Genomic DNA, 22855 nt, shown 5'->3' on the forward strand with positions numbered 1-22855 from the left:
CAAGGTTGGACTATGAGTTACTTATGCTCATAGATACATAAGCTTGTTAATTTTTAGGGCATAGATAAATTCATGGCCTTTTTTTTCGATATATATTATGAGGGTTTAGTATGTCTAAACAAGATTATTACAGCGTGCTAGGTGTTTCAAAGGCCTCCTCAAATCAAGAGATTAAAAAAGCCTATAAAAAGATGGCGATGAAATACCATCCGGATAAAAATCCTGGTGATGCAGTGTCAGAAACAAAATTTAAAGATGTTAAAGAAGCGTATGAAATACTGACTGATGCTGAAAAGCGCCATAAATATGATCAGTTTGGTCATGCAGGGCTTGAAAACAATGGCCAAGGCGGATTTAATCAGCGTGAACGTGGATTTGGTGGTCAAGGCTTTGGTGGTCAAGGCTTTGGTGGTTTTGATTTTGAAGATATGTTCTCTCAATCAAGAGGCGGACAAAGTCGAGCTCAAAAAGGGTTAGATAAAGAGTTTGTGTTCACTGTAGATTTTGTTGATGCAGTGCAAGGTGTTGAGAAAATAGTTGAACTACCAGTTAATGGTGAAACTAAAAAGATAAAGGTTAAGATCCCAGCAGGTATTAAAGACGGTGAAAAAATACGTTTCACTGGCAAAGGTAGTGCAGGAGTGTATGGTGGAGCCCCTGGTGATCTATTGCTGATCATTGCAACCCGCGCACATGCGTTTCTTGAACGTGAAAACAACGATCTAATTTATACTACTAGCGTCGATATGGTGATGGCGGCACTGGGTGGAGAGATTGACGTTAACGTATTGGATAAGCGTTTTAAGCTTAAAGTGCCTTCAGGGACTCAACCAGGACGTAAGTTCAAGATAAAGGGCAAAGGTGTTACGGGTCGTAAGGGAGGGACTGGTGATTTGTTTGTGAAAATTAAAGTGGAAATTCCGCAGGATCTAACGGAACAGCAGCGTTCATTGCTAGAACAATTCAAAGAGTTAACGGAAGTAAATACACTTCTTTAATTTATCATTTCCGATAGCCGTACCTTTGTTAGTGGTGTTGCGTATTTGGGGCATGAGCTGGGTATCTATATGATGTTTGAATAGTGCCTTTCGCTCCTCTCCATAGCCCTCCGTGTACTCTGTGGTGAATCGCTTCTCTTTTTGTTTAGCTCAGTCATGTTTGTTTGTAATTGTTTGATATCACAGTTGTAGTTGCATCTGTGCTTGTTAGATCGCAAACTCTAACGTTATCATTAGAATGTCCCATGAATCACGACTCTCGATTGACTATTTACGACAAAAACAAAGGCGAAGACGAATATGAATCAAGGATTTCCTATTACGATAGTGGCCGATGGCCAATTTTCAGATTCGCTTAAGCCGTTGTTGATCCAGCTGGAGATGTGGATTAATTTTCAGGCGCTAAAAGCGGAATGGTACTGTAATGAAGATTTTATCTTGTCTTTTGATTTTACTCTGGTTAAGAATTTAGAAGAAAAACAACTGACGGCTGCAAGGGAAGGGAGTGCAGAGGGTACTGAGAGTTGGGTTGTAGAGTCGGGTTACGCTTATCATTATGAAAGCAGCCGCCTGACGACGATTGCTTTTATTGCGGTTGATGATTTGCTTCAGGATAGTGTTGGTATTGAACAGGCGATAAAAGCCAGATTGATAGCTGTGACTAATGCTGTGGCCACCTCGGTGGGAAGTGCGCATGACTTATTGCCTTTGTCTTAGAAGGTCACGTAGATCCCACTTATCCGTGATCGCCATGGATGGTGGAGGAGGGGGTTTGTATATGGATATATTTATCCGTGATCGCCATGGATGGTGAAGGAGGGGGGTTGTATATGGATATATTTATCCGTGATCGCCATGGATGGTGAAGGAGGGGATTTGGTGTCGTCATCCCAGCGATGCTTTTAGCTATCATTTTTTTATGTCGGGGCTGACTAAAATATCGCAATATGCAAACACACTGGGTTACATGGAGAATATGATCGTCTCAGGTTTCTTATTACCTTTAGTGATAATTACCGAAGTGTTTGGTGGGTTAGCCATTATTTTAGGTTGGAAAACGCGATACGCCGCTCTAGCGCTGGCCGGATTTAGTGTTATGTCAGCGATATTATTTCATGCCGATTTCAGTAACCAAGCTGAAATGACTAATTTTATGAAAAACATCGCTATTGCAGGTGGCTTTTTAACACTATTTGTTCATGGTGCTGGTGCTTACTCGTTAGATAATCGAGCTAACAACAAGCCTGCTTAATAATAAACTGGGTCAGAGTGAGATTAGGTTTTGGTCACTCTTTTGGTCTTCCTCTTTCTCATTTCCAATAGCCATGCCTTTGTTGGTGGCGTCTTATATGTGGCTGATGAGCTTGGTATCTACATAAATAGGAACGCCTAAGCCATCCTTGGCTTATTTTGCTTACTGCTTACTGCTTACAACTTGCAGATTCTTTCTCTAGTTATAGCGCTCTAATGCGGTGGTGAGTTCGATGGCTGTGGTGGTCAGCTGTTCGTTGCCAGTTAGAGTGGCTTGAATCATCTTGATGCTGTCGGTTGAGATATCGCGGATTGAGCAGACACTATCATTGATGGCACTCGTGGCTTCGCTTTGCTCTTTTAGGGCATTTGATATCAACTGAATTTGATGGGTTAATTCAGTGACATTACCGGCTATCTCCTCTATCGATCCGGCAAAGCCATCAACCTGCTGTACAGCTTCCTCTGCATACTCAACACTGGTATCCATATATTTAGATAGTTTGCTAGAGCCGGATTGAAGCTCCTCAATCATCCCCTGAATTTCTACGGTAGCATTTTGTGTTCGCTGAGCAAGTTCTCTTACTTCATCGGCAACAACTGCAAAGCCTCGGCCCTGCTCACCGGCCCGTGCCGCTTCAATAGCGGCATTAAGTGCCAGTAGATTAGTTTGCTCAGAGATCCCTTGAATAACAGATATCACAGAGCCAATTTTTTCTGAGTTTGTGGCTAAATTCTTAACCGCACCTGAGGCACTATGGACACTTTCAGACAGTGCATTGATTGAGTTAATAGTGCGATCTATCTTCACTTTTGCTTGATCTGCATGGGCCTGAGACTCAGATGTTAACTCATCGGCATTGCTAGAGTTTTGGGATAGCTCATGAATCGTGCTGGTTAACTGCTCGATGGCTGCTGCAACTGTATCTATCTGTTTATGTTGCTCCTTAACTGAACTTAGTGCTGTCTCTGACTGTTCCTCAATGCTATGGGTCGACTGGTCGAGTGCGACAACTGATTTAGAGATAACTTCAATTAAGTTATGGATATTGCCGATAGTGTCATCGATGGCGCCACCGAGTTGACCGAACTCATCTTCACCAGAGAAGCCTACTTTTCTATCTAGTCGGCCAGAGGCAATAATCTTCATTACATCAATGATATAGCCGATAAGCGGCAGCAGATTAGCACTCACACTACTGGCCAGAAAGAAGATAACCATGGAGGAGATTAACGAAATGATGGCTAAATTTTCTAGTAAGCTTTGAAATATTAAGCTGGCTGATTCAGTAGGGCTAGCGGTCACGGTTATATCTAGAGCTGGAATATACTGGCTGACACTGCCTGCACTTGCTGATCTTTGGCCTTGGTTTACCTGATAGCTACTAACATCTGAGGATTGTGAGTCGAGTACAGGTTGTAGATCCACTAACTCAAGCTTAGCTTTACTGTCTAAAACCTGTAGCAGTTGTACTGCTTGCGTTAAGTTAGTCTCAAGGCTAAGTTGTTGATGCTGATGGCCAGTGATCCACACGGAGTAGAGAAGCATGGTTAACGCGATAAGAGTGCCATAAAAAGGCAGTAACATCTTCTGTTTAAGGGGGACGTTCATTAGAATGCGATCTCTTAAACCAATTTTTACTTCATCATCCATAGTAATTAAACCCTGTATTGTTATATGAGTTATGTTGTTTTTAAATAACTGATGGTCACTTAACTGTTGCTCATATGAGCAACAGTGATTAAAAACTAGCTAGTTATCAAAGTGAAGTGTGTGGAATTAAAATGCAATAGCCGTAGTCTACTTATCAGTGGCAAATGACTGATCGGTCACACTTTTTATTATATGAACTGTTGTATTTTGTTAGAAAATAGGAATTTTTAGTCAATATAAAAAAGCAACTTGCACACCTCTATGCAAGTCGCTTGAATTCACTGGCGTAAGTTAAATGGACAACTAAATGGCTAACTAAGCGAATAACCAAATAGATAGCGGCTCAGGTAGCTAAACGTTATCGCTACCTGAGTAGATGAGCGTATTTAACCAACAAAACCGATAAATAGATAGGATGCCAGCAGCACTGCTACCCACAGCACCATATTGCCAGAAGGGTATGAGCCTGAGAGTAAGCCTCCTAAGCCTTTATGCTTGCTGGCAATATAGGACTGGCATTGGTTTAATCTGCCACGAACCGCTTGGCGCAGCGCCCCGTCTGCCTTCCATATGACCGCAAACAATTTCTGCAGCACATTGGGAATGGCGCGCCTATAGATCCAATCCACATCCAAGTTGGTCGAGCGCAGCTCTGGCGGATACATCCCTCTGATATTTAACCAAACGAACGCTAAGGCTGAGAACAGCAGTAACTGAGTTTGGGCTAACACGTGGGTCGCATCATATGGGTTGTAACCCGTATCGTATGGCAGCAGCGAGTATAGCGCTTGCGGATAGATACCGATGGCAACACACAAGCTCGCAGCGATAAACATCGCGAACAACATATTGCGCGGTGGATCGCTGGCTCTAAGGCCTGAGTCGTGGGCGAAGAAGGCAAAGTAGGGGATCTTAATTCCAGCATGGTGGAATACGCCCGCAGAGGCGAACAGTAACATCAACCAGATCCAGTCATAACCGTTTTCAAGGGCTGCTGACATCACCATAGATTTACTGACAAAGCCGCTAAATAGTGGGAAGGCTGAAATTGAGGCAGCGCCGATAATACATAACACTGTGGTCTTGGGCATGGTTTTATACAGGCCGCCCAGATCTGAGCCGTTTATCCTGCCGGTCATATGCAGCACGGCGCCCATACTCATAAACAGTAAGCCTTTAAAGATAACATCGTTGAAGGCATGTGCAATCGCGCCGTTTATGGCCAGTGCAGTACCAATCCCGATCCCGACCACCATAAAGCCCACTTGGTTTATTAGGCTGTAGGCCAGTACTCTGCGGAGATCATTTTCAATTACTGCAAAGAAGATTGGGAAGCAGGTCATGGCCGCGCCAATGTACACTAGCAGCTCAGTGCCTGGGTAGGCGCGCGCTAGTGCATAAACAGCCACTTTAGTGGTAAATGCACTGAGGAGAACAGTACCTGTAGGGGTCGCTTCTGGGTAGGCATCGGTGAGCCAATTATGGGCAAAGGGAAACGCACATTTAATGCCGAAGGCGATCAATATTAGCCAGCTAGCAATACTATCTAGGCCAATATAGCCAAAGGCCAGTGAGCCTGTTTCAGCTGCATGAAATAGCGTGCCGACAAGCAAGATGACGCCTGAAAGCACTTGAATGATCAGGTAGCGCATACCGGCATGATAAGCGCGGGAGGTTCTGCGCGCCCAGATCAAAAATACCGAGGTAAAGGCCAGTAACTCCCAGAATATAAAGAGTGTCAGCAGATCGCCAGCAAATACTGCGCCCAGCGCACTACCTGCATAGAGCATGGCTGCAACTTGCTGTACGGTATCTTTAACATGAAGCGAGTAGATAATGCAGATGAATGCGGCTATATGAAATACATAGCCAAACATCAAGCTCAGTTTGTCTGCGCGATATGGCACCAATTCATAATCTAAAAATGTCAGCTGCAGATGAATGCCCTCAGGCACAGTCCACAGGTGCATTGCGCTAATGACAGGAATGGCCACCATTATCGCACCACGTAGTTTGCCCCGGGTCATTGCTGCAATAAGCCCACCTATAAAGAACAGGGTAAAGGGCGGTATCTCAAGCATCCACATCGTGATCACCTATATTGTTATTTTTTGCCTGAACGGTTCTACCCTTGTGGGTGTTTTCATCTGCAGCATTTTCTAAAACGTTTTCACTATTATTGTTACTAGGAATATCATCATTACTGTCACGATAGTCGTCATACTGCTTATCGTAATAGTCTTCTGGGCGCATAAGAAAAGTTCGCATCCAGCGTGCTATCAGTACCAAGATGACACAGCCGACAAAGCCATAGATGGGGTAAAATAGGGGAAAGTTTTCCCAACTATGATAGACATGGCGATTGATAACAAAATCAAGCACCACGACGAGAACACAACAGGCATAGAAAATATTCATAACCCATTTGATATTTTTGGGGTTATCAAAGAAGTACTGCTTGTTATCTTTCTTGTTACTGCTCTTGTTAATGTCCATGGCTGACTCCAGGTACCGTTAAGATGGTTTTGGCCAACTCATAGAGGGGCTGTGGATAGATGAACAAGATAAGGCAACCTAAGGTGGTGACAGCTATCGCGACTAATGAGATTAGTGGTGCCTCCTTGACCCCAGCCTTTTCTGCAGGGTGTCCCTTGCCTGGGAAAAATGCATGGTAGGGGATAGGCAGTAGGTAGGCGATATTGAGCAGTGAGCTCACCATCAGCACCATCATAATTACCCAGTAACCTGTCTCCATAGTGCCCATCAACAGGAACCACTTACTCCAAGTACCGCCTGCGGGAGGCACGCCAATAATACTCAGGCTGGCGATAAAAAAGGCTGCCATGGTGACTGGCATCGTAAAGCCCAGACCGCGCATCTCACTGACTTTAGATTTATGGGTTGCCACCAAAATTGCCCCAGCACAGAAGAACAGAGTGATCTTGCCAAAAGCATGGGTAGCGATGTGCATCGAGCTACCGATAACCCCTGATGAGGTGGCTAGCAGTGCGCCTATGGTGATATAGCCCAGCTGGCTTATCGTAGAGTAAGCAAGCCGCGCTTTCAGGTTGTCTTGACGCATCGCAACTATCGAGGCAAGTAGCACTGATGCGCCCGCTAAGTAGAGCAGGAACTCGGTTGTCGGCAGAGTGGGCAGTAACTCGATACCAAAGATAAACACACAGACCTTTAATATGGTAAATACCCCCGCCTTAACAACAGCAACGGCATGTAGCAGGGCGCTCACTGGTGTTGGCGCGACCATCGCGGCGGGTAGCCAGCGATGGAACGGCATGATCGCCGCTTTACCGATACCAAATACAAATAGAACCAGTATTGCGCCCGCCAAGCTAGTATCGACACTGTCGCCAAATACACCGCCAGGGGTGAAGTCCAGAGTGCCGGCCACAAACCAGGTTAAGATAATCGCCAGTAGGAAAAAGGCGATAGAGGTGCCGAGCAAGATACCTAAATAAACTCGTCCCCCTTGTTTAGCTTTTTCAGTACCTGCGTGGGTCACTAAAGGATAAGTGGACAGGGTTAATACTTCATAGAAGATAAACAGGGTGAATAGGTTGGCCGAAAAGGCCAACCCCATTACCGCGCTTATGGCTAATGCGAAGCAGAGATAGAAGCGAGTTTGGTTATCCTCCCTGTGGCCACGCATATAGCCGATGGCGTAAAGGGTGGTGATGAGCCAGAGAAAGCTGGCAATGAGGGCGAATAGCATCCCTAATGGCTCAACAACAAAGCTGACCTCTAGGCCTGGCAGCAGTTGCCACCAAAACACCTCGATAGATGCGCCTGCGCTCAGGCCTTGATATAGATTTATCACACAAAAGAGAACCGCAAGACTGAAACTTATAGTGATAGCCTCACGAAGGTTGGGATGTTCTCCCGTTGCCAAGATCGCCAAAGTGGCAAGTAGAGGCAAGATAATGGTTAGCTGTAGCAACAGCTCCAAAGAGTGATTCATGGGTTAATTCCAAACAAGCTTTGAGAAGCCGCCTGTGCCACCTGCACACTAAGGCGGGTATCGATGCCAAAATAGATATTGGCCAGTACCAATACCCAAATAGGGGCGAGGAAGGTCCAAGGTGCTTCCTGTACGGTTTCACGACCCGGTAGAGGGGGCTTAAAATAGGCAATCTCAACGATCCGCCAGATGTAAAGCACTGCCAACAGTGAACCCAGTAGCACCAGCACCGCTACTGGCCACATCCCCACCTCAACGGCGGCAACAAGCAGGTACCACTTGCTGACAAACCCGACAGTTAAAGGCACGCCAATCAAACTCAAGCCACCTACAACGATAGCTGCCATGGTGAGGGGCATCTGTCGCCCTAATCCTTGGAACTGGCTAAGTTGTACACTGCCGATGCGGTACATCACCGCTCCCAAGGCCAAAAACAGGGCGCTTTTCATTAAGGCGTGGTTAAACAGGTGCAGCAGGGTGGCCATAAGCCCAGTACTGGTGTGGATGGCATAGCCAATAATCATGTAGCCAACCTGAGCGATGCTCGAGTAGGCGAAGATATGTTTGACATCGGTTTTATATATCGCCGCCGTTGAGGCTGCGAATATTCCGACCAGCCCGAGGACCATAAACATGCTCTGTAGGGGGAGAGTGGAGAAGGAGAACTCGATGCCAAATATCGTATAGGTGAAGCGTATCAGTAGGTAAACCGCCACTTTAGTCGCTGTAGCTGCGAGGAATGCGGTCACTATTGAGGGGGCATAGGCGTAGGCATTAGGTAACCACAGATGCAGTGGGAATAGTGCCAGTTTTAGGCAGACGCCGACGATTAAAAAGGCGAATGCGGCAAATACGGTGCGTGTTTGGTTAACTTCAGGCAGCCGATTGGCGAGATCATCCATATTCAGCGTACCTGTCATCTGGTACAGCAGGCCGATCCCAATAAGAATAAAGGTGGCGCCTATGGTTCCCATGATCAGATATTGGTAAGCGGCCCAAAGGGCACGTCTATCCTTGCCCAAAGCTATTAGGGCGTAAGCTGAGAGTGAGGAGATCTCCAGAAATACGAATACATTGAACAGATCGCCAGTAGAGACGATGCCAAACATACCCGTTATTGATAGTAGATACAGGCTATAAAAGAGCGTGTGGCGATCTGCTGGTAGCTCTTTTTGAATACTGGTATGGGCTGCAAACAGCACGACCGTACCGACAGCAGAGATGATCAACAGTAGAAGAGCGTTGAGCTCATCGATGCGATATTCGATCCCCCATGGGGCATCCCAACCGCCGAGTTGATAGATAATGGTGCCAGAGTTCATCACCTGTTGCAGTAGAAATATGCTATTGAGGCAGGTCAAAGCGCAAACCAATAGGGCAAATAGCCACACTAGCTTAGAGCGGTTTAGGAACCAGCATAAAGGCGCTGCCATCAGCGGCACAATAACGTGTAAAATAGGCAGATGGGCTAACACGATGTTTTATCCTCAGTGAGCTGATCTTGAATTTGAATCTCATCCTCCTCGATAGAGCCGTATGACTCTTTGAGTCTTACGGCCAGTGCGAGACCGAGAGCCGTCGTTGCAATACCAACCACAATTGCGGTGAGGATCAGTACATGGGGAAGGGGGTTAGAATAGCGAGCCACACCTTCAGCCAAGATGGGCGCGCTACCGCTATCGACATTGCCCATACTGATGTAAAAGATAAAAACCGAGGTCTGAAAAATCGTTAAGCCAACCAATTTTTTGATCAGGTTGCCATGGGCGATAACGATATAAAAACCGATCATCATCAGCAATACCACGATCCAGTAGTTATAGAGTCCTAGTAGCATTACTCTCCCCTTTTTGTTCAGTGCTGTTGAGTTCAGTAGCGTGCTGTTGTGCTTCTCTGCGGCCTGCAAAGTTGAAAAAGATAATGATCATCACTGCGGCGACAGTGCAGCCCACTCCAAGCTCGATTAGCAGAATACCTAAGTGCTGGCCTGCAATTAGGTCATCAGCTAGTACGTTGTAATCTAAGAAGTTACCGCCATTAAATAGCGAGACCACACCTACACAGGCATAGAGCAACAAGCCGATAGCTGCGATCAGTTGGATTATCGATTGATTAAAGACACGCCTTGCGGTGTCTAGCCCAAATAACATGGCATAGAGGATTATCGCAGCAGCAAAAATCACCCCCGCCTGAAAACCACCACCAGGGCCAAAGTCGCCGTGGAACTGCACATAGAGTGCAAATAACAGAATAAAGGGGATCAATATTTTGCTAACGATCCGCAGCACCATATGCTGCTCATGCATCTGATCTTTGCTGCTCTTTTCGATGCTCTCATTTGAGGAAGATGACCTGCGGCGTAAAGGTAGCGATAGCAGTGACAGCACACCAATACCAGCAGTAAAGATAACGGCAACCTCACCTAATGTGTCAAAAGCACGGTAGCTAGCCAGCACCGAGGTGACAATATTAGGTACACCAACCTCCTGCATAGAATCATTAATATAGCGAGGGGCGACATGTTGATGAACTGGAGCGTCGAAACTGCCAAAGTAGGGCATATCTAAGGTGCCGTAGATCAGCATTCCACCTGTGATAAATACCACCAGCAGAGCCAACAGAGGCTTATGACGCTTAGGCGCTTCGGTGCGCCCAGTCATAGTGATGGCTGCCAGCATGAGTAAGCCTGATATCCCCGCACCTACAGAGGCTTCAGTAAAGGCCACGTCTACTGCATCGAGTACCACGAAAAAGCTCGCGGAGAGTAGGCCATAGATCCCGGTCAACATCACTACGGCCAGCAGATCTTTTGTTCGAACAATGGCGATAGCAATAACGACGAGAAAGCTTAATAGCACGACATTAACTAAAGTTTCGATGGCTTGTCCCCTCCCTTGTTTGTTGACTCATCAAGTACAGGGTGCAAGTTATTACGCAGTGCAGCCTTAGCCAGTGCATGGCTTGCTGTAGGGTTGATAAATAGAGTGAATAGTAGAATCATCATTAACTTAAGCAGTACTAGCCCTTCAGGGGCTTGTAGCATCAGGCCAACGAGTATCATCCCCGCACCTAAGGTGTCGGTGACGCCTACCGCGTGCATGCGGGTAAAGAAATCTGGGAAGCGCAAGATACCAACACCGCCAGATAGACATAAAAAGCAGCCGAGCAGCAAACATAAGCCACTGGCGATCTCGAGTAAGAGATTCATTGTTTACTCTCCTTGGTCGACGTTTGCTCATTAACTTGGTGCTTGAACTCAGCAGAGTCAGAAAAGCGCAGTACGCCGATAACACTGATAAAGTTGATCAGGGCGTATACCAGGGCGATATCCAGGAATTCGGGTCGTCCCATTAAAAAGCCCAGTATCGAGATCAACAAAACTGTTTTAGTGCCAAACATATTAAATGCGAGGATTCGATCGTATAGCGTTGGCCCCACGATACAGCGAATGATCGCGAGGAGCATGACAACAAGAATTGCGATAGTGGCTGCAGTTAACATCTGTTTTCCAATTCAGTGACTCGGCGATCCATCTCGCCAGCTTTTAGGGTATCGATATTTTCTTTGAGCAGTGAGTGGATAGTCATGCGATCGCCGACTATGTCGACTGTCACCGTACCCGGCGTCAAGGTGATGGAGTTGGCGTAGATAACCTTGCCGAGATCTGTGCGTTGACTGGTATCTATCGTGACAAGCGTGGGGGAGATGCTGCTATTGCCAAGCCAGATATGTTTGACCACAGAGATATTAGACACAATGATCTCTTTGGTTAGCCATAACACGTAGCCAGGCATTTTCAGTGAAAGGTGAACTGGCTGAGACTCATGGTCGATCACATCCATCCTGTGCGCAATAAAGAGCACCAGCAGGATAGAAGCGGCCCCCAATGACAGCAACAGTGCGTTGCTGTAGTTTGAGTTAATCCACCAAAAGAGAGACAGGCTCAAGCAAAGGCTGAGTGTGTGACTCGGCAAAGACCTAGCTGTTTCATCTAGTGTCATTTTGTCTAAAATTTTGCTGTTATTCATGGTTACTTTTACCGTTACCAATAAGTTCATTGGGTTGGCTAAGGGGAAATACATAGTTTTGCTATTACATATCATCTATGGTTTACAGTGATTTATGAACATGAAGATTCCACTGCGAGTGCATCGAAAATTTGAGTGTGTAGTAACTGCATCGATTCGATTGGATATGTCAAATGTCCAACGAGGCGCTCTGCTAAGTGCTTAACATTTTCATCCCTAGGCAGGCACAATTGGATCGGTTGCTCCTTTGATGTTCGTTTCCCAACTCGTGTTTGATAGGCTCTATCAAGAAATGCTCCCGATGTTTCATGCAACATATAATTTGATTTTGTGGTTAGGGAACCCGCCAGAAATCCCTGAATATAGTAAACACAGGAGTTTGTAGAGCGCTTTTCAGGGGCACTCTTAAGTGACATACAAGATTCAAGTACCGCTCGCTCCTCATTTGTAGGAACCGTTGAACCTGCAAATACCGAAAAGGGTAAAGTTAATGTCAATGTCAATGATATTAATAATTGGCTGCTCTTCATTTAAACTCCTTGTTTATATGTTGACTTATTCGAGTGTCATAAATGCATCGCAAGCAGAATTAGTTATATTATTGACAAGTTAATGTCTTAATCGCTAACGTCGACACTGATGTGCTTTAGAGTATTCAAGTGTTTACTCTGTCAGCTTTTTATCTGTCTATATGGCTGGTTATTGCCTGCTTATAGAAGATGCATGCTATTCGGTTAATTATTTATCCCTACATATAACTCATCTTTTATTGTTAGGAATAGTCATTCTTTGACCTTGACAGTTAAGAGTAAATGACTAGTTAGTGTAAATTCGGATATAGTTTCTTTATACATCGTAAATAACGAGGTGTGGTCGTAACTTTATGTTTTTAAAGGTTAACTGTTTTATGTAAGTGCTTATTTGATGCTAAGGTTAAAATGGTTAAGTTTTGATTTATGTTAAGTTAAGCTTGTTTGAGGTTGTTTTTAAGTTTTGATGTTAGTTTAATGTATAGATTGGTTAGTATTTGGTTGAGTAGTGATATGTCTACAATTCTTGCCTTTAATAAATTAGAGCTAATTAATTAATTAATCAATTAAATAAAGAATTTTTTAGATGTTGTTAATATATTTCTAAGTGAAGTGTACAGTGCTTTTATTATGCTTAAGTCTATGGGGATGGAAGTGAGCGCAGAGTAAGCTAATGTTAGCTAACTTACTCTGTCTCAACAACTAGTTCTTAGCTCGACTTCGCTATTCGAGCTGCATCCAGTCGACTTTGACGCCGGATTGGTCGAACATATCTTGGCTGATTTTAATCTTATCTCCCCAGCGTGACAGGAAGTCTTCGCTTGGTTGTGGGCTATGAACAGTGCTCAAGCCTGTTTGGATAATCTTGGCTGCACAGTTAGGGCAGGGGAAGTGGGTAACCCAGATCTCGCAGCCGCTAAGATCGCGCTTAGCATAAAGGATGGCGTTCTCCTCTGCATGGAGGGTTTTGAGAAGTTTCATCTCACGGTTATCGGTTTCGGCACTATCGGAGATCCCGTGAGGGTAGCCGTTGTAACCTAAAGATACTATACGGTTGTCTTCGGTGATCACCGCCCCCACTTGTGTGGAGGGATCTTTACTCCAAGATGCTACGAGTTCTGCCATCTGTAGAAAACGTGTCGCCCATTTTGTCATCATTTTATCGCAGCTCCTATGCTATGTTACTGAATAATATATTCTCACTAGGTACTATTTTCTATTGAGAATAGTGATAAATCAACCTCAAGCCAACTTACTTTAATTAGAATCAAATTAATGGTGTCACTTATTGCGAGCTTAGGCTGTTACCTATGGTTACATGATGCGTTACACGACATAAAATGAATTTATCTTGCTGTGATAAGTTGAAGGTGAATATTCTTGTTTAAGATCAATGTAATTAATAGTCTACAAGACTAAATTCCCTTTCCGTTTGTACCTCAATTAACGGAGCCTTTTCATGTTTGAACACGCTAACATTCTTGATGACATTAATAATAAATTTGATAATGAAATCAATGATAATCCTGGTAAAATAACAACGCAAAAAACCGTAGATCTCGGCACTAGCATTGCGAAAATCCCCCTGAAGAGTTACCTGTTTAATGCATCTGGTCCCCGCTGTACAAGTGAAATTGAACTAAATGAGCTTGCTCAATGTGACTCAGCTGCCATCATGACCAAGTCTTGTACCTTGCTGGCTCGTGAAGGCAACGCTGAGCCAAGATATCAAGCTCTGCCATTGGGAGCAGTGCAATCGATGGGGCTGCCTAACCTTGGGTATCAGGCATATCTTGATATGTTGCCTAGGCTAAAAAGTGCCAACAAACCCATTGTCGTCAGTATTTCAGGTTTTAGCATCGCAGAGAACCAGATTATGGTTAGCGCTTTTCAGCAAAGTGATGCTGACTTGATTGAAGTGAACTTCTCCTGTCCTAACATAGCGGGTAAGGCGCAGCTTGGTTACGATTTTGAGCAAACAGAGCAGGCGTTGCGTGTCCTGTGTCAGTTAGGCGATAAGCCTTTGGGTCTCAAGTTACCGCCCTATTTTGACTTCTCACACTTTACAGCCATGGCCAATATCATTAAGCAGTTCCCGGTTAAATTTATCACCTGTATCAACTCTGTCGGCAACACATTAGTTATCGATCCCGAAACAGAATGTGCCATCATCAAGCCGAAAGGCGGGTTTGGTGGACTCTGTGGTGATTACATTAAGCCCATAGGCTTGGCGAACGTCAGAGCATTCAGACAGTTACTGCCTGACAATATTGATGTGATAGGCGTTGGCGGGATAAAAACCGGCACAGATGCATTTGAGTACTTACTAGCAGGTGCTTCAGCTGTGCAAATTGCCACCTGTTTTGAAAAAGAGGGCGTTGGCTGTTTCAGCCGCATCAACGATGAACTAATAGAGATCATGGCGAGAAAGGGTTACCACAATATTGCCGACGTTAAAGGCAAGCTTAAAATGCTTTAATGTTTCGCTATTGTCTAGAGACTGTGGAGTGTACTCACATTTATTACGGCTTCTCTTGAGCAGGTGGCTTGTATTGACTACAATAGCGCACTATTTTTTCATTACCATTTGGCCAGACCATGAACGACACTACATTGCTACCAGCCTTACCGGATCGCCTTTCCGTCAATCCACGTAGCCCACATCATGTGGCAGAAATTTTCGAGCACGAGATAGGTATTTTGCTTAACGGCAAAGAGCGTTTTGATGTTGAAGAATATTGCATCAGTGAAGGTTGGGTAAAAGCCCCGTCGCATAAGGCCTTAGACCGTCGTGGGCAACCGCTTATGATGACGGTAAAAGGAACTGTTGAAGTATTTTATCGTTAAGATGAATTAACACTATTGCTCTGTTATTGGCGGCCATATAGAGGCCGTGGATCCACAGGATCAATAGGTAAAAAAAGGCTCAGAGCGGTTACGCTCTGAGCCTTTTTTTCTACTATACAGCTCATTAGTTCACGGATTAATGAGTATCAACAAAGACAAATTTAAAGATAAATAGCAGTGCCACAATCGCAACACCAGGGTGAATTTCACGCCAACGATTGGTGCCCGCTTTCAAGACGCAGTAAGTGATAAAACCCGCTGCGACCCCTTCGGTGATAGAAAAGGTAAACGGCATCATTATGGCGGTAATAAAGGCGGGCGCTGATTCAGTTAGATCGTCCCAATCAATTTTAGCCAACTCTGATGACATTAAAATACCGACGTATATCAAGGCGCCTGCAACCGCATAACCTGGAACCATCGCAGCTAATGGTGAGAAGAACATCACTAGAATGAACAGCAGGCCTACAACGATAGCTGTTAGTCCTGTGCGTCCACCGGCAGCCACACCTGCCGAACTTTCAATATATGCGGTCACGGTTGAGGTGCCCATATACGCACCCGCAACAGATGTCACTGAGTCGGTCATTAAGGCTTGTTTCATTCGAGGAAAGCGGCCACGTTTATCGGTAAAACCACATTTTTCGGTGACGCCTATCATGGTGCCTGAGCTGTCAAACAAACTGACCAAAGCAAAGGAGAAGATGATCCCCATCAGTGCCACGTCTAATGAACTCACCAGATCGAGTTGGCCAAAAGTATTGGCGATGCTTGGTGGCATAGAAACCACACCTGTGTACTCGATATCCCCCATCAAAGCCGCAATGGTGGTTATGATGGCAATCGATATAAGCACGGCAGCATGAATGCCTCGTGAGGCGAGGATCACTATTATAAAGAAGCCCAATGCGCCTAAAACACATTGCAGTGAGCTTAAATCACCCACGGTAACCATGGTTGCAGGACTCGCAACCACAAATCCAGCATTGCTAAAACCGACGAAAGCAATGAGCAGACCGATACCACTGGGAATACCCACACGCAGACACTTAGGGATATTGGTTAAGATCCACGATCGTATGCCTAATACAGAAACGATAGTGAAACAGACAGCCCCCCAGAAAATGGTGCCCATGCCCGTTTGCCAACTGATCCCCATTCCGACCACCACAGAGAAAGCAAAAAAGGCATTGAGTCCCATCGCAGGCGCGAGGGCGATAGGTAAGTTAGCGATTAAGCCCATACCAATACAGCCGATAGCACTGATCATACAGGTCACCACAAAGACCGCACTGGGATCCATTCCCGCAGCGGAGAGGATTTGTGGATTAACAAATACGATATACACCATGGTCATGAAGGTTGTAATACCTGCGATGATTTCCGTTGAGAAAGTGGTGTTATGGGCTGATAGTTTAAAAAATCGTTCATAAAATCCATGCTGATTCGACGTCTGTGCTTCTTTATTTTTGGCTGTAATATTTTCGTCGACATTTTCGCTGACATGAAGGTGCGATTTATTGCTTGGGGTACTCATTAATAGCTTGTTTCCATATGTATTGAGCGGTTTTGCATCCTAACCAATAGGCGCAAAGTTATCCCTAAGCCACTTCTCGATATGTTGAATTTCACACTTCGAGCTTGTTTTAGGTATGGGTATAAATGGCGCACTCTTACATCGCCCAAAAAGGATATTTTCGGCAATAACGATATTCTGATATTAATTTACTAGAGGGTAATATTGTATGGTACGAACCCCCAGAAGCTTAAGTGATTAAGTTCACATTTCTCAGAGTTATTTATTACGACTTTGATTTTTTTCAGATTGATTTTAAGAAATAAATCATATTTGAGCTGTATTATGTTACGCAAATCTAAGATAAGTAATTGTGTATAAAGCTGCGTAGATGAAAGTGTGTTCTACCGCAGCATTTCTGTCACAATTTATCGTTATAATCCACGCTAAGATACACATGGTTAACTTATTACAAGGAGTATTTATGTCCCTTAGCCATCAGCAAAAAGTGTACATACCCAAAGGTGTTCGAAGTAATCAATACATAACTGCAGAGATCAAAGTAACCGATGCTTTGTTGGCTCATTATCCCGATCACAACACGTGTTATCAGACGCTTAGCCGAATCATCTTTAATCTTGCGGATCAAGCAGAGTTATATAACTTACATGTGATCACTAACGATAAACTCCCGGTAGTACGTTTCCATACCGAGGCATATTGCTTCCCAACTGCAGAACAGATCATCTTTTTTTATAATCCTGAGTATCATGAAGCGCAAACCCTTCATAGCCGAGATGATTACCGAGCCCGCAAAATACGAATTGTATTTTTAGCAACGGGTGAAGACATTCGCAGTAACTCAGCGAGTTTTCATATAAAAGTGCAGTCTTTCCTTGCGAAGTTAATGCCGCAATTGCCAGAAACAAATCTCATCATCAAAATCCGCGATCATCAACATCTTTCCTATGACCTGTTTGCCAAAGCTAAAGGCAATAAAGAGAGTTATGGATATAAGCTACGTTCAATCAGTGACAGATATGAAGCTAGACTCTGTCCACTCCCTACAGAGCACGGCTCATTATGCTATGTCACGGTAAAACTCCCGTTAAGCCGTAAGCTTAAACAGGCTTTTTTGCCAGAAGGTGCAAGTGACTATACGCCACTGTATCAAAAGCTAGAGGATGCATTTATTCAAGCCACATCAGCCAAACAACTTAAGCAGATTGCCATGGTTGCTAATGGGCTAACGCCACTTGTACGCAACAGTAAGTACGATCAAGTTGATGGCACCAATGAAGTACAAATGCTCGGTTTCGATCCCAATATAGAAGAACAACAGTTTATTGGTCATTGGGATGGTAAGCACCTAGTTGAAATGGTGAGTTTTACTATCGCGGCTGGAGTCGAAGATTGTAGAGGGGCTGGTCTGGGTCGTTATTTGAATCGAGTTGAAGATGCCCTAAGGAGCTTGGCGTCAGAACTCGCGTTAGATAGATCACGTGACGATCTCATTTTGCGTTTCCATCAACATATTAGTTATCAAGTGCCTGAAGAGTTAATGACCTAATATTAATCGGTAAATAACATGGTTAGCTACAATCATTGACAGGCTTTAAAGCGTTATCATAGTTGGATTGCGGCGGTGATGCTGAGGTGAATAAGTTTAACGGTGCCACATGAATAGCAGGCTGGCACCGTTAAAAATATGATGAGAGTGTTGTGGGTTTGTAATTTTTTATTAGATGATTTACCCTATTTACTATACAAAGCCCATTGCATAACGGTTTGATTCATTAATAAACTTTAGTTATACCTAATGCAAATAACCACAGGAGAAACATGTCAGGATTTGATATATCACCTCAATTTAATTCAAAAATGGGTATTACTGATTATAAAAAAGTAATCCAAGATGCTGACAACTACCTTAATGAAAACTTTACCCACGTTGCCATAGACGAGATAGTCAAACTACGCGCCGATTTTTTTGATGCTTTACTTGTCCACCTCTGGAAATGCGCTGATCTCGCTACTGAAAACATCTCTCTCAATGCCGTAGGTGGTTATGGTCGTCAAACATTACACCTGCATTCTGATATTGATATTTGTGTTTTATTCTCCCAAGAACTGACTCCTCATCAAGCCTCTCAAATTGGTCTGTTCTTCACCCAGTTATGGGATTTAGGTCTAGAACTCGGTCACAGTGTTTTAGGACTGCATGAAATTGATAAAGCGTGTAAAGAAGACATCACTATTGCGACAACTCTCTTTGAAATTCGTCATTTAACCGGGCCTGACTCCCACGCAAAAGAGGTCTTAGACCGGCTCTATGGGGATACTCTATGGAGCAGTGAAGCCTTCTTTAAAGCGAAAGTAAGTGAGCAAGATGAGCGTCACCAAAAGGCGCAAGGCAGTGCTTTTAGCTTAGAGCCCAACCTCAAAAATAGTCCTGGTGGTATGCGGGATATTCAAACCTTGATTTGGGTAACCCGTAAATATTTTGCTGCAGAGGATATGGCCGCCTTAAGGCGATTTGGCTTCTTTACCGCTGACGAGTATGCAGAGCTGTTAGAGTCACAGCATTTTATTTGGCGTGTGCGCTGGGCATTACACCTAGCAGCAGATCGCTCTGAAAACCGACTACTTATTGCTTTGCAAAGTGACGTTGCACGATTGATGGGCTTTGGAGATAACAGTCACCTTGCTATTGAAAAGATGATGCGTCAGTTATACCGTGCAATGCGGCGGATTAGTGAACTAAATCAAATGCTATTGCAGTATTTCAAAGATGAAATCCTCGAACAAACAGACAATAAATCGACGCCGTTAAATCAACATTTCGAAATAAATGGTCGACTTATCAATGCGCGTCACGATGATGTCTTTATTGATCGCAAGCAGCTTATTGCGCTTTTTATCCATATTGCAGAAAACGCGAATGATATCGATGGTATTACGCCGCAAACGATTCGGTTAATCCGTCAAGTTAGACGAAGACTGCTTGGTGATCTGCAAGATTTTCATCGCTGCCGTAAAGAGTTCATCTCCCTATTTCGTCACCCTCAAGGCATGGGACTCGCGTTAACACTGATGCATCGACATGGGATATTAGCGTCGTATCTCCCCCAATGGCGCGAAATTGTGGGTCAGATGCAGTTCGATTTATATCATGTTTACCCCGTTGATGAGCATACTCATAAGTTACTCAAATATTTATTTTCCCTCAATGATAAAACTGATACGCCATCTCTTACACACCCTTGCGCTGTTTACAAAGCAATAGAGAATAAAGAGGTCTTATTGCTTGCTGGCTTGTTCCATGATCTAGGTAAGGGACGAGGTGGTGACCACAGTGAATTGGGCGCCGTTGATGCACTGCAATTTGCTAAGTTTCATGAGCTAAAACCGTCGCAAGCTAAGGTGATAGCCTGGTTAGTTAAAAACCATCTATTGTTATCTTTGTCTACTCAGCGATTAGATATCTATGATCCATCGGAAGTGAATAATCTCGCTAAAACCATCGGGACTAAAGCCAGGCTTGACGCTCTGTACTGTTTGACGGTTGCCGACATTAGGGCAACAAATGATGATTTATGGACCAACTGGAAGGCAACGTTACTCCGAGACCTCTATATGTCGATAAGTTTCGCATTGCGTAATGGTCTAGAAAACGTCCTAGAGCAGAGAGCGATTGTCCGCGAACATAAAAATGAAGCGTTAGAGTTGATGGGAGAAAATGCTACTCCTGAGGTCACTAAACAGCTTTGGAAACGCTTACCTTTATCATTTTTTAGTAATGCTCAACCCAGTGAAATAGCGCGTTATTCAACAGCGATGACACAATATCCCACTGAACAAGCACTTATTTTGCTAGATGAAAGCAGTACCAAGGGCTTCAGTGATCTATTCGTCTATATAAAGGATAAACCTGGTCTGTTTGTGACGCTATTTAATACTCTAGCTTCACTGCAAATCTCAGTTCAGCAAGCTAATATTTCCAAGACGAAAGATGGTTATGTGGTGGAGTCTTTAAAAATACTGGATTATGATAATCATCCAATAAGAACTTCTGGTCGTCGTGACCGTATCAAGCAAAAGCTTAAAGAAGTATTGTTTGAAAATAAAAAACTGCCTAAACAACGTCTTAATAACAACATTAGCTCATTCGCCAGCGAGCCAAAAGTCGAGTTTCTGCATTCTCGTAAAAAAGATAGAACGCTTATTAGTGTAACGGCACTTGATAACCCACAATTTATGAGTCACTTTTGTAACGGGTTTAGACTGCTTGAACTTAATATTCACTCTGCAAAGATAACCACAGTGGGTGAGCAGGTTGATAATGTATTTCTGGTCTCTGATAAAGGTGGTCAGTCATTGGACGATGAGAGTAAGCAAGCGCTAAAATCCTTTTTTGTCGATTTCATTAAAGAGCAGCCCTCTATTTGATTTCGATAAGAGGGAGGACGAGGTTATCAGGCAACCGATAACTTCGTCATCAATGCCTCGCTCTTCTGGTTAAGCAATGTCTGCATCGGTCATCAGCTCGGATGGATGCGTTATTTATGGTTCGTTGCCCAGAGGTGAATGCTCACAGTCATATCTATTTGCTCTAATTAATATAAACAGTGTTTTATTTTCAAGACAAACCACTCCGCAACAAACAAGCACAATCGTTCAACTAAAACAGAGTCAATAACTCACTGGAAATATCATACTCAACAGGGAAAAAAAACAAGCAAGCGTTTGCTGATACTTGCCATCACTTGGCTTGTGAGTAGTATGTCGAGAAATCGCTGTTGAAAAGTTAACGAGCTTAGTTTGACGTTAAAGCTTCAGTGATAAAGACGACTTCTTACTATATTACGTGCACATTTAAATTACATATCAACTCAAAGACATTGTTATATACCTCAGGTAGTATCCGCCCGAAATTTGGTTGATTAAGATCAGTCTTAAATGAAAAGCGATATATTTACCGTAATGGCTAAGCCTGTAAGTGATAAGTGCAATTTAAAATGTTCTTATTGTTTCTATTTAGGTACTGCAGAGCAATTAAATCACCTGCCAACAAATTTGATGACGGATGACGTTCTGCGTGATTTCACTCAGAAGTACATCGAACAATCAAATACGCCAACGGTCAGCTTTGTATGGCAGGGTGGTGAGCCGACATTAGCTGGGCTGGACTTTTTTCAAAAAGCAGTAAAATTCCAACAAGAGTTTGCTGACGGTAAAACGATCACCAACTCACTTCAAACGAATGGTATTGCACTAAACCGACAGTGGATGACATTTTTAAAAGAACATCACTTCCTCGTCGGTATCTCCATTGATGGCACGCAGACGGCTCACGATAAATATCGAATATCAATTAATGGTGCACCAACTTATGAGCGCGTAAAACAAGCCATCGGTTTGTTAAACGAGTTTGAAATTGAATATAACGCACTGTGCACTATTAATAGTAGTAATTGGAATAAAGGTAAAACGGTTTACAGTAATTTAAAACAGATGGGCGTTCGGTTTATGCAGTTTATTCCGATTGTCGTATTCGATAAGAAAAAGAAAATGGCACCGTTTACTGTGCCACAAAAAGGATTTGGTACTTTCTTAGTTGATGTTTTTAATGAGTGGGCCAAAGCAGATATTAATTATACCTTTATTATGAACTTTGAGAGCATTCTTTCAAGTTATGTGAATAAGCACCCACTTATCTGTTTTCATAGTCAGCAATGTGGATCACCACTGGTTATTGAATCTAATGGCGATGTTTACTCTTGTGATCATTTTGTCACTGACCAATTTCGCATCGGCAATATTGAATCCCAAGGTTTCACCGACATGATCGAGTCAGACAAGCATCAACAATTTCAAGCATTGCGCAGTATCACCAAAGAGTGCCAACGCTGTGAATATCTGTCTTTGTGCCATGGTGGCTGTCCAAAGCATTCCATGTTAGGTGGGAGTAATTATTTATGCCCCTCTTACAAGATGCTCTTTAAGCACACCAAAGAGCCCGTGAAAATAATTATTAACAACCTACTGTAATCAA

At 43.8% G+C, this 22855-nt stretch carries 21 protein-coding genes; 8 read left to right on the plus strand and 13 right to left on the minus strand.

Features of this window, described 5'->3' with window-relative positions; genetic code table 11:
* The first annotated feature begins 110 nt into the window (after positions 1-110).
* The 3 genes from HWQ47_RS05245 to HWQ47_RS05255 all read left to right on the plus strand — a co-directional run bounded on the left by HWQ47_RS05245 (position 111) and on the right by HWQ47_RS05255 (position 2250).
* Positions 111-998, plus strand: coding sequence for a DnaJ C-terminal domain-containing protein (locus tag HWQ47_RS05245; protein ID WP_269970129.1), 888 nt, complete (start codon positions 111-113; stop codon positions 996-998).
* A 300-nt stretch (positions 999-1298) separates the two neighbouring features.
* The gene (locus HWQ47_RS05250) at positions 1299-1715 is read left to right on the plus strand and encodes a hypothetical protein (protein ID WP_269970130.1); all 417 of its coding nucleotides are present in this window, start codon (positions 1299-1301) and stop codon (positions 1713-1715) included.
* Positions 1716-1857: 142 nt separating this feature from the next.
* A complete protein-coding gene (locus HWQ47_RS05255; RefSeq protein ID WP_269970131.1) occupies positions 1858-2250 on the plus strand; it encodes a DoxX family protein in 393 nt (130 codons plus the stop codon).
* A gap of 198 nt (positions 2251-2448) precedes the next feature.
* Here the strand turns inward: HWQ47_RS05255 and HWQ47_RS05260 are convergent, their stop codons facing one another.
* From HWQ47_RS05260 to HWQ47_RS05315, 12 genes are all read right to left on the minus strand, one after another.
* A complete protein-coding gene (locus HWQ47_RS05260) occupies positions 2449-3903 on the minus strand; it encodes a methyl-accepting chemotaxis protein (RefSeq protein ID WP_269970132.1) in 1455 nt (484 codons plus the stop codon).
* Between the two features lie 386 nt (positions 3904-4289).
* Entirely contained in the window at positions 4290-5990 is a 1701-nt protein-coding gene (locus HWQ47_RS05265; RefSeq protein ID WP_269970133.1) for a Na(+)/H(+) antiporter subunit D, read from the minus strand.
* A complete protein-coding gene (locus tag HWQ47_RS05270) occupies positions 5977-6399 on the minus strand; it encodes a hypothetical protein (RefSeq protein ID WP_269970134.1) in 423 nt (140 codons plus the stop codon). Before HWQ47_RS05270 ends, HWQ47_RS05265 begins: the two co-directional genes overlap by 14 nt.
* Positions 6389-7879, minus strand: coding sequence for a monovalent cation/H+ antiporter subunit D family protein (locus tag HWQ47_RS05275; protein WP_269970135.1), 1491 nt, complete (start codon positions 7877-7879; stop codon positions 6389-6391). The genes HWQ47_RS05270 and HWQ47_RS05275 overlap by 11 nt, the downstream gene beginning before the upstream one ends.
* A complete protein-coding gene (locus HWQ47_RS05280) occupies positions 7876-9354 on the minus strand; it encodes a monovalent cation/H+ antiporter subunit D family protein (protein ID WP_269970136.1) in 1479 nt (492 codons plus the stop codon). Before HWQ47_RS05280 ends, HWQ47_RS05275 begins: the two co-directional genes overlap by 4 nt.
* Positions 9348-9716: a cation:proton antiporter subunit C gene (locus tag HWQ47_RS05285; protein WP_269970137.1), complete on the minus strand. Its 369-nt coding sequence runs from the start codon at positions 9714-9716 to the stop codon at positions 9348-9350. The genes HWQ47_RS05280 and HWQ47_RS05285 overlap by 7 nt, the downstream gene beginning before the upstream one ends.
* On the minus strand, positions 9697-10737 hold the full coding sequence (locus HWQ47_RS05290; RefSeq protein WP_269970138.1) for a Na(+)/H(+) antiporter subunit B: 1041 nt from the start codon (positions 10735-10737) through the stop codon (positions 9697-9699). The genes HWQ47_RS05285 and HWQ47_RS05290 overlap by 20 nt, the downstream gene beginning before the upstream one ends.
* Positions 10738-10745: 8 nt before the next feature.
* Positions 10746-11087, minus strand: coding sequence for a monovalent cation/H(+) antiporter subunit G (mnhG, locus tag HWQ47_RS05295; RefSeq protein WP_269970139.1), 342 nt, complete (start codon positions 11085-11087; stop codon positions 10746-10748).
* On the minus strand, positions 11084-11380 hold the full coding sequence (locus tag HWQ47_RS05300) for a monovalent cation/H+ antiporter complex subunit F (protein WP_269970140.1): 297 nt from the start codon (positions 11378-11380) through the stop codon (positions 11084-11086). Before HWQ47_RS05300 ends, mnhG begins: the two co-directional genes overlap by 4 nt.
* A complete protein-coding gene (locus HWQ47_RS05305) occupies positions 11374-11907 on the minus strand; it encodes a Na+/H+ antiporter subunit E (RefSeq protein ID WP_269970141.1) in 534 nt (177 codons plus the stop codon). The genes HWQ47_RS05300 and HWQ47_RS05305 overlap by 7 nt, the downstream gene beginning before the upstream one ends.
* A 92-nt stretch (positions 11908-11999) precedes the next feature.
* Positions 12000-12437, minus strand: a complete 438-nt coding sequence (locus HWQ47_RS05310) for a hypothetical protein (RefSeq protein WP_269970142.1) — start codon at positions 12435-12437, stop codon at positions 12000-12002.
* A 723-nt stretch (positions 12438-13160) separates the two neighbouring features.
* Entirely contained in the window at positions 13161-13595 is a 435-nt protein-coding gene (locus tag HWQ47_RS05315) for a dCMP deaminase family protein (protein WP_269970143.1), read from the minus strand.
* A gap of 301 nt (positions 13596-13896) precedes the next feature.
* Here HWQ47_RS05315 and HWQ47_RS05320 point away from each other — a divergent pair, with 301 nt between their 5' ends.
* The gene (locus HWQ47_RS05320; protein WP_269970144.1) at positions 13897-14916 is read left to right on the plus strand and encodes a dihydroorotate oxidase; all 1020 of its coding nucleotides are present in this window, start codon (positions 13897-13899) and stop codon (positions 14914-14916) included.
* 119 nt (positions 14917-15035) lie between these two features.
* Positions 15036-15284: a DUF3297 family protein gene (locus HWQ47_RS05325; RefSeq protein WP_269970145.1), complete on the plus strand. Its 249-nt coding sequence runs from the start codon at positions 15036-15038 to the stop codon at positions 15282-15284.
* Positions 15285-15420: 136 nt separating this feature from the next.
* Here HWQ47_RS05325 and HWQ47_RS05330 read toward each other — a convergent pair whose 3' ends face one another.
* Positions 15421-16821, minus strand: a complete 1401-nt coding sequence (locus HWQ47_RS05330) for an NCS2 family permease (RefSeq protein WP_269970146.1) — start codon at positions 16819-16821, stop codon at positions 15421-15423.
* 463 nt (positions 16822-17284) lie between these two features.
* Here HWQ47_RS05330 and HWQ47_RS05335 point away from each other — a divergent pair, with 463 nt between their 5' ends.
* The 3 genes from HWQ47_RS05335 to HWQ47_RS05345 all read left to right on the plus strand — a co-directional run bounded on the left by HWQ47_RS05335 (position 17285) and on the right by HWQ47_RS05345 (position 22851).
* Entirely contained in the window at positions 17285-18370 is a 1086-nt protein-coding gene (locus HWQ47_RS05335; RefSeq protein WP_269970147.1) for a DUF3083 family protein, read from the plus strand.
* Between the two features lie 272 nt (positions 18371-18642).
* Entirely contained in the window at positions 18643-21249 is a 2607-nt protein-coding gene (glnD, locus tag HWQ47_RS05340; RefSeq protein WP_269970148.1) for a [protein-PII] uridylyltransferase, read from the plus strand.
* 510 nt (positions 21250-21759) lie between these two features.
* A complete protein-coding gene (locus tag HWQ47_RS05345) occupies positions 21760-22851 on the plus strand; it encodes an anaerobic sulfatase maturase (protein ID WP_269970149.1) in 1092 nt (363 codons plus the stop codon).
* Positions 22852-22855: the final 4 nt, after the last annotated feature.

Origin of the sequence: Shewanella sp. MTB7 (assembly GCF_027571385.1) — a bacterium.
Classification (GTDB): domain Bacteria; phylum Pseudomonadota; class Gammaproteobacteria; order Enterobacterales; family Shewanellaceae; genus Shewanella.